At 41.7% G+C, this 15,700-nt stretch carries 13 protein-coding genes; 8 read left to right on the top strand and 5 right to left on the bottom strand.

Annotated features, from left to right (window positions below; translation table 11 throughout):
- Positions 1-9: 9 nt before the first annotated feature.
- From ACQ4XT_RS15615 to ACQ4XT_RS15600, 4 genes are read left to right on the top strand one after another with little or no spacing between them, the layout of a single operon-like run.
- Entirely contained in the window at positions 10-222 is a 213-nt protein-coding gene (locus ACQ4XT_RS15615; protein WP_446854480.1) for an acetyl-CoA carboxylase biotin carboxyl carrier protein subunit, read from the top strand.
- Positions 223-235: 13 nt separating this feature from the next.
- Positions 236-1,144, top strand: a complete 909-nt coding sequence (locus tag ACQ4XT_RS15610; RefSeq protein WP_446854479.1) for a hydroxymethylglutaryl-CoA lyase — start codon at positions 236-238, stop codon at positions 1,142-1,144.
- 3 nt (positions 1,145-1,147) lie between these two features.
- On the top strand, positions 1,148-1,930 hold the full coding sequence (locus ACQ4XT_RS15605; protein ID WP_446854478.1) for an enoyl-CoA hydratase: 783 nt from the start codon (positions 1,148-1,150) through the stop codon (positions 1,928-1,930).
- 15 nt (positions 1,931-1,945) lie between these two features.
- The gene (locus ACQ4XT_RS15600; RefSeq protein ID WP_446855703.1) at positions 1,946-3,475 is read left to right on the top strand and encodes an acyl-CoA carboxylase subunit beta; all 1,530 of its coding nucleotides are present in this window, start codon (positions 1,946-1,948) and stop codon (positions 3,473-3,475) included.
- Positions 3,476-3,563: 88 nt separating this feature from the next.
- Here ACQ4XT_RS15600 and ACQ4XT_RS15595 read toward each other — a convergent pair whose 3' ends face one another.
- On the bottom strand, positions 3,564-5,519 hold the full coding sequence (locus ACQ4XT_RS15595) for an AMP-binding protein (RefSeq protein ID WP_446854477.1): 1,956 nt from the start codon (positions 5,517-5,519) through the stop codon (positions 3,564-3,566).
- A gap of 218 nt (positions 5,520-5,737) precedes the next feature.
- Between ACQ4XT_RS15595 and ACQ4XT_RS15590 the strand changes: the two genes are divergently transcribed.
- The 3 genes from ACQ4XT_RS15590 to ACQ4XT_RS15580 all read left to right on the top strand — a co-directional run bounded on the left by ACQ4XT_RS15590 (position 5,738) and on the right by ACQ4XT_RS15580 (position 9,766).
- Positions 5,738-7,210 (top strand): flotillin family protein, encoded by a 1,473-nt coding sequence (locus ACQ4XT_RS15590; protein WP_446854476.1) that lies wholly within the window; start codon positions 5,738-5,740, stop codon positions 7,208-7,210.
- Between the two features lie 293 nt (positions 7,211-7,503).
- Positions 7,504-8,652 (top strand): NAD-dependent epimerase/dehydratase family protein, encoded by a 1,149-nt coding sequence (locus tag ACQ4XT_RS15585; protein ID WP_226589616.1) that lies wholly within the window; start codon positions 7,504-7,506, stop codon positions 8,650-8,652.
- Positions 8,653-8,665: 13 nt separating this feature from the next.
- Positions 8,666-9,766, top strand: a complete 1,101-nt coding sequence (locus ACQ4XT_RS15580; protein ID WP_446854475.1) for a glycosyltransferase family 4 protein — start codon at positions 8,666-8,668, stop codon at positions 9,764-9,766.
- Positions 9,767-10,877: 1,111 nt separating this feature from the next.
- Here the strand turns inward: ACQ4XT_RS15580 and ACQ4XT_RS15575 are convergent.
- Positions 10,878-11,864 carry a potassium channel family protein gene (locus ACQ4XT_RS15575; RefSeq protein WP_446854474.1) on the bottom strand — a complete coding sequence of 329 codons (987 nt, stop codon included), beginning with the start codon at positions 11,862-11,864 and terminating at the stop codon, positions 10,878-10,880.
- 258 nt (positions 11,865-12,122) lie between these two features.
- Here ACQ4XT_RS15575 and ACQ4XT_RS15570 point away from each other — a divergent pair, with 258 nt between their 5' ends.
- Complete coding sequence (locus ACQ4XT_RS15570; RefSeq protein WP_446854473.1) at positions 12,123-12,662, top strand: YiiX/YebB-like N1pC/P60 family cysteine hydrolase; 540 nt, start codon at positions 12,123-12,125, stop codon at positions 12,660-12,662.
- A gap of 13 nt (positions 12,663-12,675) precedes the next feature.
- Here ACQ4XT_RS15570 and ACQ4XT_RS15565 read toward each other — a convergent pair whose 3' ends face one another.
- From ACQ4XT_RS15565 to ACQ4XT_RS15555, 3 genes are all read right to left on the bottom strand, one after another.
- Entirely contained in the window at positions 12,676-13,611 is a 936-nt protein-coding gene (locus tag ACQ4XT_RS15565; RefSeq protein WP_446854472.1) for an exonuclease domain-containing protein, read from the bottom strand.
- Between the two features lie 308 nt (positions 13,612-13,919).
- Positions 13,920-14,474, bottom strand: a complete 555-nt coding sequence (locus ACQ4XT_RS15560; protein WP_446854471.1) for a nitroreductase family protein — start codon at positions 14,472-14,474, stop codon at positions 13,920-13,922.
- A gap of 160 nt (positions 14,475-14,634) precedes the next feature.
- Positions 14,635-15,591 carry an ABC transporter substrate-binding protein gene (locus tag ACQ4XT_RS15555; RefSeq protein WP_446854470.1) on the bottom strand — a complete coding sequence of 319 codons (957 nt, stop codon included), beginning with the start codon at positions 15,589-15,591 and terminating at the stop codon, positions 14,635-14,637.
- Between the last annotated feature and the right edge of the window lie 109 nt (positions 15,592-15,700).

Here is a 15,700-nt window from a genome sequence, read left to right as displayed (position 1 = left end):
GGAACAATCATGACAGAAATCAAAGCATCCATGGCAGGAAGTGTATGGAAAATTGTAGCAAACCAAGGGGACCAAGTGAACGATGGGGAGGATATCGCCATCCTGGAATCTATGAAAATGGAGATTCCAATCCCTGCAGAAACATCTGGAACGGTCAAAGAGTTGAAAGTGAGTGAAGGGGATTTCGTCAACGAAGGGGACGTTATCGCAGTCATCGAATAAACAGGAGGTTCTTATGTTGGAATGGCCTGAAAAAGTCACCATTAAAGAAGTCGGTCCGCGTGATGGCCTGCAGAATGAACCTGTAGAAGTGCCGCTTCAAGATAAGGTTACCTGGATCGACCTTTTGTCTGAAGCGGGATACTCCTACATTGAATTTAGTTCATTCGTCCATCCGAAGTGGATCCCACAATTAAAAGACGCAAAAGAAGTGGCAGCGATGATCTCTCGAAAAAAAGGGATCACCTACGCCGCCCTCGTCCCTAACCGGCGAGGACTAGAAGCAGCGATCAGTACGGACGTGGATGAAGTTTCTGTATTCATGTCCGCTTCCGATACGCATAACAAAAAAAATATCAACAAGTCTATTGAAGAAACGTATCCGGTTCTGAAAGAAGTTGTCCAAGAAGCAAAATTAGAAGGTAAGAGTGTTAGAGGTTATGTGTCTACGGTATTTGGATGTCCTTATGAAGGAGACATTGGTACAGATCAGGTCGCAAGGGTAAGTGAGCGTCTACTGGACATGGGCATTGATGAACTCTCTTTAGGAGATACGATTGGTGTGGCAAATCCTAGACAGGTTGATCAAGCACTTTCCCAATGGAAACAATGGCTGCCTTTCGATAAGCTGGCCATGCATTTTCACAATACCAGAGGGATGGCCTTATCGAACGTCCTTGTCTCCATGCAGCATAACATCACCACTTTTGATGCGGCCTTGGGAGGGCTCGGCGGCTGTCCTTATGCCAAAGGAGCCTCCGGTAACTTAGCAACAGACGATCTTGTGCACATGCTCCATCAAATGGGTATCGAAACAGGGATCGATGAAGAAAAACTGAAGGAAGCGGCCGTTTATATCCAACGCGTCCTGAATAAGGCACTGCCAAGTCATCAAATGCAAGTGGTAAACAAAGAAAGGGTGTAACGAATGGAGGAGCTAGTCACGTTAAATGAGCTTTCACCCCATGTGTATGTACTGAAATTGAACCGTCCTGATGCAGCAAACGCATTATCTAACGATTTGCTTTCTCAACTGCAGGAAAAAGCTCACGAAATCAACCGGCGTCAGGAAATCAGAGTGGTTCTGGTGACTGGGGAAGGAACGAAAGCTTTTTGCGCAGGGGCTGATTTAAAAGAACGACGGGGTATGAGTGATGAAGAAGTCATCCAGACCGTTAGAAAAATCGGAGATACGGTCCGGATGATTGAAGATATTCATGTACCTACGATCGCTGTCATCAACGGGGTCGCGTTTGGAGGCGGACTGGAACTCGCGCTTGCCTGCGATTTACGTATGATGAGTACCTCGACGAAAGTGGGCCTGACGGAAACATCACTTGCCATCATCCCAGGCGCAGGTGGGACCCAGCGTTTATCCAGACTGATTGGAATCGGTCAGGCTAAAGCGATGATTTATTCCGCTAAGCCTGTGGAAGCAAAGAGAGCGTACACCCTTGGTCTTGTCGAATATATTCACGAACCGCAGTTCCTTATGGAAGAAGCGAAGGACCTGGCTGCCTGCATCGCACGAAACGGTCCTATTGCCATGAAGCAGGCCAAAAAAGCAATCAATCAGGGGTATGATACCGATTTGTCTTCAGGTCTTGAGATTGAACGTGCCTGTTATGAAAAGACGATTCCAACGGATGATCGTGTAGAAGGGCTTCAAGCATTTAAGGAAAAAAGGAAACCGGAATACAAAGGAGAATAAAAGGTGGAAAAAACGATGCCTACAAATGAAACGTTAGAAGAACGAGCGAAAAAAATTGCTTCTGGTGGTGCTGAAAAGTATCACAGCAAGAATGCTGAAAAAGGAAAAATGTTCGTGCGTGAACGTCTACAGCTTCTGTTTGATGACAACATCGATATTGAAGATGCTTTTTTTGCTAATTGCCAGGATGATTCCCTCCCTGCTGATGGTGTCGTCACAGGCATCGGGAAGGTCAACGGAGAAAAAGTATGTGTAATGGCCAACGATTCCACCGTAAAAGCGGGTTCATGGGGAGCGCGGACCGTTGAAAAAATCATACGGATTCAGGAAACCGCATTAAAACTGAATGTACCGATGCTTTACCTTGTCGACTCTGCAGGGGCAAGGATTACCGATCAGGTGGAGATGTTCCCTAATCGTCGCGGAGCAGGACGTATTTTCCATAATCAAATCAAACTATCCGGCCGTGTGCCACAAGTCTGTTTATTATTCGGACCATCCGCAGCGGGCGGGGCCTACATACCTGCCTTTTGCGATATCGTCGTCATGGTCGATGGTAATGCCTCGATGTATTTAGGTTCCCCGCGTATGGCAGAGAAAGTTATTGGTGAAAAAGTGTCGCTCGAGGAAATGGGTGGTGCGAATATGCATTGTTCCGTCTCTGGTTGCGGGGATGTACTCGCGAAAGATGAAAGTGATGCGATTGCATTCGCCAGAAAATATTTGAGCTATTTCCCACAGTCCTACAGGGAATTACCGAAAAAAGCAGAATCAAGAGAGCCTGCTCCGTTTGAGAAAAGCGTGGAAGAATTGATTCCAAAAAACCAAAATGCCCCGTTTGATATGTATCAATTGATTGATCGTCTCATTGATGATCATTCGTTCTGTGAAATTAAGAAAAAGTTTGCTCCGGAGCTCATTACAGGTTTATCGAGAATCGAAGGGCGGCCTGTAGGAATTATCGCCAATCAGCCGAGAGCAAAAGGAGGCGTCCTTTTCCCTGATTCCGCAGATAAAGCAGCGAAATTCATCCAGCTCTGTGATGCCTTTAATATTCCGCTGCTTTTCCTTGCTGATATTCCAGGGTTTATGATCGGAACGAAAGTCGAGCGTGCAGGGATTATCCGTCACGGGGCGAAGATGCTTTCTGCGATGAGCGAGGCGACCGTACCTAAAATTTCTGTTGTTGTTCGGAAAGCCTACGGAGCAGGCCTCTATGCAATGGCAGGACCTGCATTTGATCCGGATGCATGTCTAGCTTTGCCTACCGCACAGATTGCTGTCATGGGTCCAGAAGCGGCTGTGAACGCTGTTTATGCTAATAAGATCGCCGCACTGCCTGAAGAAGAGCGACCGGCATTCATTAAAGAAAAGCATGAAGAATACAAAGAGAACATTGATATTTATCGTTTGGCTTCTGAGATGGTGATCGATGACATCGTTCAGCCGAATAAGCTGAGAGAAGAGCTTTCCACTCGGTATGATGCTTACGAGACAAAAGATGTTCTATTTACAGAAAGAAAGCACGGCGTCTACCCGGTATAATCAAAAGGTTCCTGGACAATTAATTGTCCAGGAACCTTTTTGCTTATATACGGAATTCTATATAGCGTGCTCCAGCAGCGTCACATGATTAAGTTGAAGAAACATTTTGGCCAATATTCCGGATCTGCTTCACGCTTTCCGGATTGACGAGTGCACTTAAGTCGCCAGCAGGTTTATTTAAATAAGCAGACTTAATGGCCCGTCTCATTACTTTGGCATTTCTCGTTTTCGGCAGGTCATCAACAACGAATATCTTTTTCGGAGCTAGTGCCTTACCTAGTTTTTGATTCAGAAGCGTCGTCAACTCTTCTGTTAGATCGCCTGGAGGGTGGTTATCCTTAAGGACGATAAAAGCGATTGGTTCTTCACCCTTCACCTTATGAGGGATTCCGATAACTCCAGCTTCTATCACTGCATGATGTTTAATAAGGATGGATTCAACTTCCGTAGGTCCTAACCGTTTTCCGGCCACATTTAAAACATCATCGGATCGTCCGGTAATCGTATAATATCCTTTTTTATCTTGAATCACCCAATCGCCATGAACCCACGTATCTTTAAAGCGGCTCCAATAGGTTTCTTCATAACGCTGATCGTCTCCAAAGAAACTCTTTGTCATTCCAACCCATGGGGATTTAATCACGAGTTCGCCAACTTCATCAAAGAGTGACTGTCCCTTTTCGTCATAAACATCAACATCCATTCCAGGAAGAGCAGCATTAAAAGTGACCGGTTGAATCGGTTTGACGAGTACATTACCGAGAATCCCCCCAGAAATTTCTGTTCCACCTGAATAGTTGAAAATCGGTACACGAGAACCTCCTGCATGTTTGAATAGCCAATGCCACGGCTCCGGATTCCATGGTTCTCCTGTTGATCCGATAAGTTTTAAAGACCTGAGATCATGTTTTTCGATCCAAGCTTCCCCGTGCTTCATCATGGAGCGGACAAGGGTGGGAGAGAGTCCTAAATGGGTGACGTGATACCTCTCGACAAGGTCCCATAAACGGTCGGGTTCTGGATAATCAGGGGTACCTTCGAACATGACGATGGATGCTCCATTAACCAAACCACCGTACACGAGGAAAGGCCCCATCATCCACCCCATATCCGTGTACCAAAATAACGTATCTTTTTTCGTGACATCCATGCATATGCCAGCATCGAAAGCAGCCTTAATGGGGAATCCTGCATGTGTATGGACAGCTCCCTTTGGCGTACCCGTTGTTCCTGAAGTGTAAATGAGCATAAACGGATCGTTCGCTCTTTTTACTTTCGTCTTGTACTCGGTTTCCTTCTTTCTTAAATCACTCCATCGAACATCACGAGGTTCTTCCAATTTCATTTCCATCCCTGTACGTTCGACGATGAACACATGCTCTAGGGATGGGCATTGATGTGCAACGATGTCCGCTTCCTGTTTCAGGGGTATCGTTTTTCCTCTCCGATAAAAGCCATCAGCTGTAATTAACGCTTTTGATTTACTTGCATGAATTCTTGTTATGACGGCATCCGCTTTGTAACCAGAGAAGGCAGGTGAAAAGATGGCACCTATTTTTGAAATGGCTAACATGGCAAAGAGGGTCTCAGGAAGCATCGGCAGATACAATGTAACGATATCTCCTTCCACGATCCCATAGCTCTCAAGACCGTTAGCGATCCTGTCCACTTCTTTTTGCAAGTCAGTAAAGGAGAAGGAGGCCGTTTGCCCATTATCTCCCTCCCAGTAAAGGGCAATGTCATTCTTTTTAGATGGATCATCCGCCCAGCGATCAAGAGCTAAGTGCGCAACATTCAGCTCTCCACCTTTAAACCATTGAGGATACATAGCTCCAAGGGATTGATCTAACACTTGTTTGTAAGGAGTATACCATTCGATGTCCAGCTCTTTCACAGCTATTTCCCAAAACCATTCAAGATCATGAATGGATTTAGAGTAAAAGTCATCATAGCAACTGTAGCCATGCTTCTTCATCCATCGGAATAATCGTGTCGCTTCTTTATATTCTGCGGTAGGGGTCCATGCATTGATATCTGTACCCATGAACGTTCCTCCTTTTTCAGAATTTTCTTATAAATAGTATAACTGAATTTGCTGCTCGATTGCATTCGTTGATTTATGTTTCTTACAGAAAGATGTCTGATATTGCAAAATTCCTGAAACTTTAATAGAGTTGTAATCGTTATGTCATATAACCCCTTTTGTTACATAAATAGGGAGAAATAAAAAGGAGTGGTTATTTGTTTGAAGGTGCTTTATTTTTGTTAATTCTAGGTGTTATTGGAGCGGTCGTTCTCGTTGGGGGAATCATAACTTTTATCGTCTTCCGAATGCGCTATAAGACGGCCAGTTCGAATGAAGCGTTGATTGTTACAGGTCCAAAACTTGGTGATCCGGAAAAAGAAAAGAATGTATTCGAAGATGATAATGGACGTTCGGTAAAAATCATTCGTGGTGGTGGATACCGTCTAAGAATGTTCCAGACAGCGACACCGATTGATTTGACATCTTTCCAACTGCAAGTCAATTCAGACAAGGCTTATACAAAAGAGGGGATCCCCGTTAGAGTTGCTAGTACCGCCGTCATCAGTATTGGCAGTGAGCTTGAGATCATGGCTAACTTTGCGGAGAAATTCCTAGGTAAAAAGCAGAAAGAAAGAGAATCAGAGTTGAAAGATGTGCTGAATGGTCATTTACGTTCGATCATCGCATCGCTTCCGATTGAAAAAATCTATAATGATTTCAAAGAAGTCAACACTCAGGTAAAGAAAATTGCTGAATCCGATTTAAAAGGCATGGGGTTTGAAATCACTTCTTTCGCTCTGAATGATGTGGAGGATGTGGATGTTGAAAATGGATACATCGATGCGCTAGGTCGTCCTCATATCGCTGAGGTTCAGAAGAAAGCGAACATGGCAGAGTCCGATGCCACGAAAGAGACTCGCATATATCAAGCGAAAAACGACCAGGAAGCACAAGATGAAGAAAACCGACGTTTGACTGCGGTTGCGGCATCGACGAAGGAGAAAGACATCAAAGAAGCGGAATTCCAGACAGAAACGAACCGTGCAAAAGCCACCGCAGACCAAGCTGGAGAATTGGAAAGGCAGAAACTTGCCCAGCAGATCAAGGAAGAAGAGTTGAAGGTTCAATACATTGAGAAACAGAGAGCGGTCGAATTAGAACAGGAAGAGAACAAACGCCGCCGCTCCATCGCTGATGCTGAAGCTTATGAAGTGACAAAACGTGCACAGGCAGAAGCCGACAATGAACGTATCAAAGGGGAATCCGAAGCGGAAGTCATTCGTCAACGAGGAATTGCTGAAGCGGAATCGAAAGAACGTATGGCGAAAGCGATGGAACATTATGGAGAAGCGGCTATTATGGAAATGCTCATAAAAGTATTGCCGGAATATGCAGGAAAAGTATCCGCACCAATTAGCCAAATCAAAGATATGAAGGTCATTGATATGGGAGGAAACGATTCACGTGGAGGTTCTGCGAAAGTAGCGAACAGTGTGACTTCTACCATGCTCGGCATTCAGGAATCATTAAAAGAAACGACAGGCATGGATCTGAAAGCAATGCTTGAGAGCTATGTATCAAGAGGGGCTGTCCATGAATTTGGAGGAACTTCTGATAATGAATTGAAGGAAGCGGCTGCTACGAAAAAAGAGGATGAGAATAAGAAAGAAGAAACATCCTTAACAGAAGGTCAGGAAGAAGGAAAATAACCGCTCAGCCTGCAGAACTTGTTGTTCTGCAGGCTTTTATTGTAAAGTAGGTTTGAAGCCATCTTCATTTGGGGTAAATAGGTTTGAGGTCTCACAAGCATATCTCTACATAGAATCGACGGTTTAACAAAGAATTAATTGTTTCAAAATTAAATTAATGGTAAAGTCAAAAACGTAGAGACCTTGACTTTTCCCGTCTTCGAACAAGGGACGATTGGTAAGAAGATCGAATAGTCATAAGAGTCATTCTATAATGGAATACGAGTATGCAAGACGTAACTAGGAGGTAGATTATGAGAATTATTGTAGCAGGGGGAGACGGTTTTTGCGGTTGGCCAACGGCACTATACCTATCCGAACAAGGACATGATGTAACCATCGTAGATAATTTAGTACGCAGAAAGTATGATGATGAACTACGTTCGAATTCAGTTACACCGATTGCAACACTAGAAGACCGGGTAGCTAAATGGAAAGAAGTTTCAGGGAAAGAAATCAAAACATTCATTGGTGACTTGAACCATTATGATTTCCTTAGCGAAGTTTTCCGTCAAACGGAACCTGAAGCATTCGTTCACTTCGCTGAACAACGTTCGGCTCCATATTCAATGATCGACCGTGAACATGCGGTTTATACACAAACAAACAATGTCATGGGGAACTTGAACGTTCTTTATGCCATTAAAGAATTCGCTCCAGAATGTCACCTCATCAAATTGGGAACAATGGGCGAATATGGTACTCCTAACATTGATATTGAAGAAGGATATATTGAAATTGAACATAAAGGACGGAAGGATACCCTTCCTTATCCAAAACAACCAGGTTCCTTTTATCACCTGTCTAAAGTACATGACAGCCATAATATTATGTTTGCATGTAAAATCTGGGGCATCCGCGCCACTGATTTGAATCAAGGAATCGTATACGGTTTACATACAGCTGAAACGCGTAAGGATCCGATGCTCGTAAACCGTGTGGACTACGATGGCGTATTCGGGACGGCTCTGAACCGTTTCGTCAACCAGGCAGCCATCGGCCATGACATCACGGTTTATGGTTCAGGAGGGCAGACACGTGCGTTCCTAAACATTGAAGACACAGTAAGATGTGTAGAGATCGCGGCTGAGAACCCAGCAGACAAAGGTGAATTCCGCGTATTCAACCAATTTACTGAATGGTTCTCTGTTCAGGATCTTGCTGAACGCGTTCAAAAAATTGCCAAAGAAGAAGGCCTTGATACACAAGTGAAGAAGATCGAGAATCCTCGTATCGAGAATGAAGACCACTATTACAACGCGGTGAATACTAAACTGCGTGACCTTGGTCTAGAACCTCACTTGTTGACAGACGATGTCATTCGTGACATTTTGCGCACAGCCGTCGAAAATAAAGACCGGATCATCAAAGAGAACGTATTGCCGTCAATCACTTGGAAGTAAGGAGTTTTCCGCTTTGAAAATCGCCATCATTACAGAAACATTCCTACCATCAACAGATGGAGTCGTCACACGATTAAAAGAGTCCATCAAATACTTGCGAAACCAAGATCATGAGGTCGTCGTCATTGCTCCAGACTTTGGTGTGACGGAATATGAAGGGGCGATCGTCGAAGGGGTCAAAACGACAAAAATGCCTTTCTACAGGTATAGAGAATTCAGTTTACCACAACGACGAGTGAAGGACTTGCTGCAAAAACATGATCCTGACCTCGTCCATGTGGTCAACCCTGCACTTGTAGGGGTTTCTGGCGTCTATTATGCAGATAAACTGAATTATCCGCTCATTGCTTCCTATCATACACACGTCCCTAAATACTTGGATTACTACCGGTTATATCCGTTCAAACCTCTTGTCTGGTGGTATTTTAGAAAGTTACACAATTATGCAGATGTAAATTTGTGTACTTCCAGAGCCATTAAGACGGAGCTTGATGAGAAAAACTTCCATAATGTGAGTGTATGGGACCGTGGAGTCGCTGTCGACCATTATCATCCTCGACATAAAAATGAAGAAATGAGGGAGCGATTATCTGCTGGCAGGAAAGGAAACAAATTGCTTGTTTTTGTCGGTAGACTGGCTCCTGAAAAAGAAATTCATAAAATTAAACCTTTATTGGAAAAGAGAGACGATATCTCTCTTGCCATCGTTGGTGATGGTCCTGTGAAAGATGAATTAGAGGAAACTTTCAAGGACACCAATACAGTGTTTACTGGGCTTATGCACGGAGAGGAGCTTGCACAAGCGTTCGCTTCTTCTGACGCTCTGATTTTCCCATCAGTTACAGAAACGCTTGGCCTCGTCATCCTGGAATCTATGGCTTCTGGTCTACCTGTCATTGCCGCAAAGAGCGGCCCGACCATGGAGCAAGTAGAAGACGGCAAAACTGGGCTATTGTTTGAAAATGAGAACACCGACAGCATGATTCAAGCAATTGAAAGGCTGGAAGATGAGGAGTTATATCAGACACTTTGTAAGAATGCGCGCCAAGAAGCTGAAAAGTATAGCTGGCAAAAACCTTCGGAGCAGATCCTGAGTATTACTATAAGACGTTAAAGGTGTATGAAGAACAGGCAGCAACAACGTCAAAAAAATCAAAGGTTAAAGTCACAGAGTAAATGCTCTGTGACTTTTCTTTTGTATGCTAAAAAAACTTAGTAGTAACTCTAAATATACAAATAAAACCCAAAAAACAGAACACATGTTCCGACCTCCGTATAATGAGCATTTTTATAAGAAAATACCTATTCATACTTAGTAGCAACTCCGAAATATTCAGAAAAAACAATCAATAAGACATCTCCATACTAAAACCAATGAGCAGCAAAGGTAAGAATATGTCTAGAGCAGGAAAGAAAGGAGGCACACGAATTTTAAATGAGTCTATATATGAGGAGATTATCATACAAATTATGAAAATTTATAGCTTAAACGTGAGTAAGTGTTTGGTTGGAATCCAAAAACTCATTGGATGATAGATTGAGGGTATTAAAATATAAAGGTGTCGCACAAATCCAAATATTAATGCAATCACATTTATAAAACAGTGATGTAAAATTCGATAAACGTACAAGAGTTGAATGGAAAACAGTTTAGAAAGTCCAGGATGAAATGTAACGTAACATCTTTAGACATGATTTATTAGACATGATTTAACAGTTGCTGGAGATCTTAATGCAAAATTTATGGGTTGCTGTGAAAGACTTATGGAAGGTATAAATCAAATTAATCTAACTGGAACTGAACAAAGCTGAGTTAGATTTTTATAGAAATCATAATGCATAATAATTTCGGACGACAAGTGATTGATGAATATTAAGGATAGATGATGTATTTATGATTATTTATTTTTGTTATGTCTCAATATCATAAGTATACTTTTTAAATGAGACATAATTATCATTCCTAAACTGACTTAGTATAATAAATATTATGTAAACTAGCTAATGAAAAACAAATGAGCACAATCCGGCTATAACTCATATACTCTTCCGTCTCCTCACCTCTTAATTAGATTGGGTACGCGTTTAAACGAGATCCGCATCTTCTACTTTACGTTGGTTTGTTAATCGTATGTTTTATAATGAATTTAACGAAGAAACTTAACCATTCAGTCCAAGCGTCTAAAATACCTGTTTCACATGTAAAAAGCAGCTCCTGTGTTTAATCAGGTTGCTGCTTTTTCAAAACGTTTCAATTGTTCAGAAGTTGCAAAAACAATCAACAAATCATTCTCTTGAAACGTTTCGTCTCCTTCAGGATTACTTATAATTCTGTCCTTCCGTTTAATTGCAACGATATTAACACCGTAAATTCGCCTTATATCAGATTCCTTCAATGTTTGATCTAATAAAAAGGAGTTTTTAGGAATGTGAATTTCTTCAATGTTGTAGTCATTTAAAGGGTCATGGAGAATTGTTTCAACATATTCAACACTTACTGGTTTTGTAATTGCAGTTGCCATCCGTTTTCCTCCTATATTGGAGGTGTTAATTACTTTATCGGCTCCTGCTCGATAAAGCTTTTCTTCAGAAAAATCTTTTTCTGCTCTAACGACTGTATAAAGAGCAGGATTCATCCCTTTTACCGTCAATGTAATAAAAACATTATCAGCATCATCAGGGAGAGTGACGATCATCCCTTTTGCTCTGTCAACTCCCGCCTGAAGCAATACCCGATCTTCTGTAGCATTTCCTTTAACGTATAGAGTATTTTCAGGCAACTGGGCTATAACAGTCTCATCACTTTCAATAACGACCAATGGTTTGTTCTCATTCCGTAATTGTTGAAAAACCTGCTGACCAACCCGGCCGTACCCACACAATATAATATGCTGGTGAAGATCTTGTATCTTTAATGACATTCTTCTTTTCCTCACTTCGCTTGATAGTTTACCGCCTAAAATGGCACCTGCCAATTGAGCTAACATATAAGTCGTCAGACCAATGGCACTTGGAATTAAGACTAAGGTAAGGAGCTTTCCACTGGTTGATTCAGGGGAAATATCTCCATAACCAATCGTTAAAACGGATACAATGGTAAGCCATAAAGAATCAAAAAATGCCAAATCTTCAAATATCATGTACCCGAAAATCCCTAGAAATATAATAATATGTAAAAGAATGATCGAGATAACAATTTTTCGGTATTCCACTATCCCACCTCTTCTAATTGCCTAAAATTATACTTTCCTCCCTAATCATATCAATATTTGGACTTGGAATTCTACTTTATATACAACCTTAGACATTGTCTTTTTCGTAATGGTTTATTCATAAAATCTCTCCCATCTGACCTCTCCTTTTAATTAAATCGAACATATGTTCTTGATGGTGGATATTAGCACTTCCTCTTTGTTTTTTCGTATAAATTTAGCTAGGATAAAGATATAAGAAGGCAAAGGAAGATGTTTATGAAGAAGTTGCTGCTTTTTGTAACTACAGTATTTTTTGCATTAATTATAAAGCCCAAGAAAGTTGCTGCACCAGCAATTCAAGAACATGAACATCTATATCCAGGTACAAATCTGTACATTGCACCAGGAGATTTGCTTTTTTCTCCAATAGGAAAAAAAGAATCGCGTTATATAGGTCATGTTGGGATTGTCACGAAAAATAATAAAGTCATTCATTCCATTCCTTCAGGAGTCATACAAGATCAAATGGAAGCTTATTTCAACAAATTCAACAATATACGCATCTATTCAGCCCTTGATTCGAAATCTGGAGAGGCTGCTGCTGATTATGCAGGAAAGCTTCAAAAAGAGCACCCTAGGGCAGCCTATAAAATATGGACGCCTATAGGCAGGAACAACGAGGAGCAATATTGTACAAAAATCGTGTGGCAATCTTACTATTTAGGTGCAGGTATCAATTTGGGGAAGATTTCTCCTCATGCAAAATCAGTCCATCCTGAGCGGTTAAAAGATCGCAGATATCTTTCTAAGAAATAAAACACGCTCATCCTTATCTATTGGATGAGCGTGTTAAATATTGATGGAAGTCGGATTCTGAAATAATTTCAATTGGATACCCCTGGCTTAACAGCGTCTCTGCTCTTTCGAGTTTACTCGTTTTTTTGCCATTTTTATATCCTTCGAACGTTTGTTCGCCAACGACTACAAAATTTGTATTGGATTCAATCGAGGTGTGGAGCTGTGCCCCTAAATCAACTACTTTTTGACTAGCTTCTTCCCTTTTCATTTCTTTTAACTTTCCAGTAAATACAATAGCTGCGTTATAAAAAGGATGGTTTGAATCAAATTGTTTGGTTGCTGCTACATAGGAAGACGGATGTGCTTTTTGTGCCCGTTTCTTCTTATTTATTCTGGCTGGTTCATAACCACCCTCAAACATCATCCCATTCGTTGTCCCTGTTTTGTTAATAAGGTCCTTAGCATCAGTCGCTCCAAGCTCTTCCTTCGCTGACATAAGGATATGAGCAGAAGCTTTCGCATCTTCCAACGCATGGTGGTGACTAAATGTAAAACCAAGGTGACTGGAGACAACATTTAACTTGTATTTCGGCAGCTGCCACGTTTTCTTGGATATATTAACCGTGCAGTTATAGGCAAGCATGGGGTAGCTGAGGTTGTATTGATCTAAAACTGCACGCAACACCCCCATATCGAACTGAGCATTATGAGCAACGACAAACTTCCCTTCCAGCCATGCCCTGATCTCGCGCTCCCATAGCACATCAAACTCCTCGGCATCTACAACGTCGTTTTTAGTTATTCCGTGTACACGGATATTGATGGGAGCAAAATAGTTTTTCTGTGGTTTCACTAACCTGTAATATTCTCTTTTTATACGGCCCTGTTCATATTCCACCATACCAATGGAACAAACAGAACCTCTAGAAGCATTTGCTGTCTCAAAATCAAGAGCTACAAAATTCATGTCGATCTCCTTTATTTATAGTCTTATCTTAATAATAAATGGGCGACCATAGGCGCGTCTATTGTAAAGGCTTGCCTTTCAAAATTAGTCCAATGACGGAATATTCCTCGTGTGAAAAGCAAAAGATAGGAGCCAAGGAGGCGTTTGAAGATGGCTTTTGATTATGCAGAGCTGCCAAAAGAAAAGCTCCAAAGGGTAAAAGAGCTTGAAAATCAACTGAATGTTGTTTTAATCGCCTACGATTCCAAGTATAAAGATTAAATAAAAGACGCCGAGCCCGGCGTCTTTTTGGTCGATATGCATCGTCATTACTTCTTATAAATCGTTAATTTTTCTTCAATAGGTGTCCGTTTTTTTTGTTTTGGCTGCTGCTCAAAGAATCCCATATGGATAAAACCTACAATTTTTTCCCCCGGTTGAACGCCTAAAAGTTCACGTACTTTCGGTTCGTGGATTTGTGGGTTTGTTTTCCAGCAAACACCTAGTTCACGTTCCCAAGCCAGCAGTTGGAAGTTTTGAAGCATGCTGCTGATGGCACCGAAATTTTCCTCCCACTGCTTTTGACGAGGATCTTCGTTCATAATCGCTATAAGAAAAGCGGCCGGCTGGCTGAAGTAGTTTCTGCGGTTTTCCTGCATGTCACGAGGAAATGTTTGTACAAGGGATTCCACGAATTCTTCTTTTTCGTGAGAAGGAATGAAAATGAATCTCCAAGGTTCACGTAAACCGTGTGTTGGTGCCCATCTTGCATCGTCTAACAGTTCGGTAACAAGTTCTGTCGGTACCTCTTTGTCTAAATATCCACTCTTCACAGAGCGACGTTCACGAATAATTCTTGCTAATTCTGTTTTTGTTTGTTCCATACCTCTCACCTACGTATCTAAAGTATTATTTACGGTAATGATAATCGTTCTCAATGATTTTGTCAAGGTTTTTTCCTTTAAATACAAGATATAAAAAAATATTGGCCGGTGAGCATAAGAAAATAAAAGCTACCTCTACACAGGTAGCTTTTTGCAATTCTTATTTTAAATTCTTAGCGATTTCTTCAGCAAATCGCTCTGCTGAAAGAGGCCCGGCAAAGGTACCCATATCTCCAGGAAGCTTATACGTACGGTTTTCTTCTACAAAGTTTAAATTCGTCCAGGCAGGATTGTCCTCCAGATTATCAAAAATAGGATCGTCATCCTGAACAAGGTAGAAGAAATGAGAATCTTGATAATTTTGAAGGGACTCTACATCGGAATTAACAAACCCGTAAATTTCAGGTTGTTCGGTTTCAACTGCATTGTTGATCCCCATTTGAGTCAGCACTCCAGCTATTACGGAATTGTCTGTAAATAACCTCATTGTAGGTGTGTTTTGAGAGGTAAAGGCTTGGGTTACAACCGCATCCACTTGACTAACATCGTCAACTCCTTCACCCAATTCGGTAATTCTTTGATCCATTTGTGTTAGATAGTTTTCAGCTTCCTCTTCTTTTTTGAATATCTTACCCATTGTTTTAAACTCATCTTTTAGATGCTGATACTGATCACTTGCACCTTCCTCGGAATACGGCGCAAACATAACAGTAGGAGCAATCTCATTCAATTGGTCCTCGAATCCTTCGTGTCGGTATTGCGCACCTATGATTAAATCAGGATTGAGTCGTGAAATGGCTTCAAAGTTCGGTTCAGAACGCGTACCGACATCCTCCACCTCATCTGCAAGCGGCTCACCTACATGGACCCACTTGTTGTATCCCTCTTTATCAGCTACTCCAACGGGTTGAATATGTAAGGGTAGCATATGCTCCACATAGGACCACTCTAAAACGACAACACGTTCCGGTACCCCTTCAATTTCTACTTCTCCTGTGCTACCTTCAATCGTTCTTGTTTCTTCTGAGCTTGAGGTATCAGAAGAAGCAGCTTCTTCATTGGATGACTCTTCTCCACATGCAGTTAAAATAAGTACAAGCAGTAATAATGATAGCATCTGCCATATTTTCATAAAAAACTCCCTTTCCCCGATTAATTGATAAAGATTATCATTATCAATGTTATTGTAAAGGAAGGAATGTTGTCCGTCAATGAGATTCATTATC

It is taken from the genome of Halobacillus sp. 12SKB (assembly GCF_052941655.1).
Note: the sequence above shows the minus strand (reverse complement) of the source record. Positions and strands in the feature narration are given on the sequence as shown.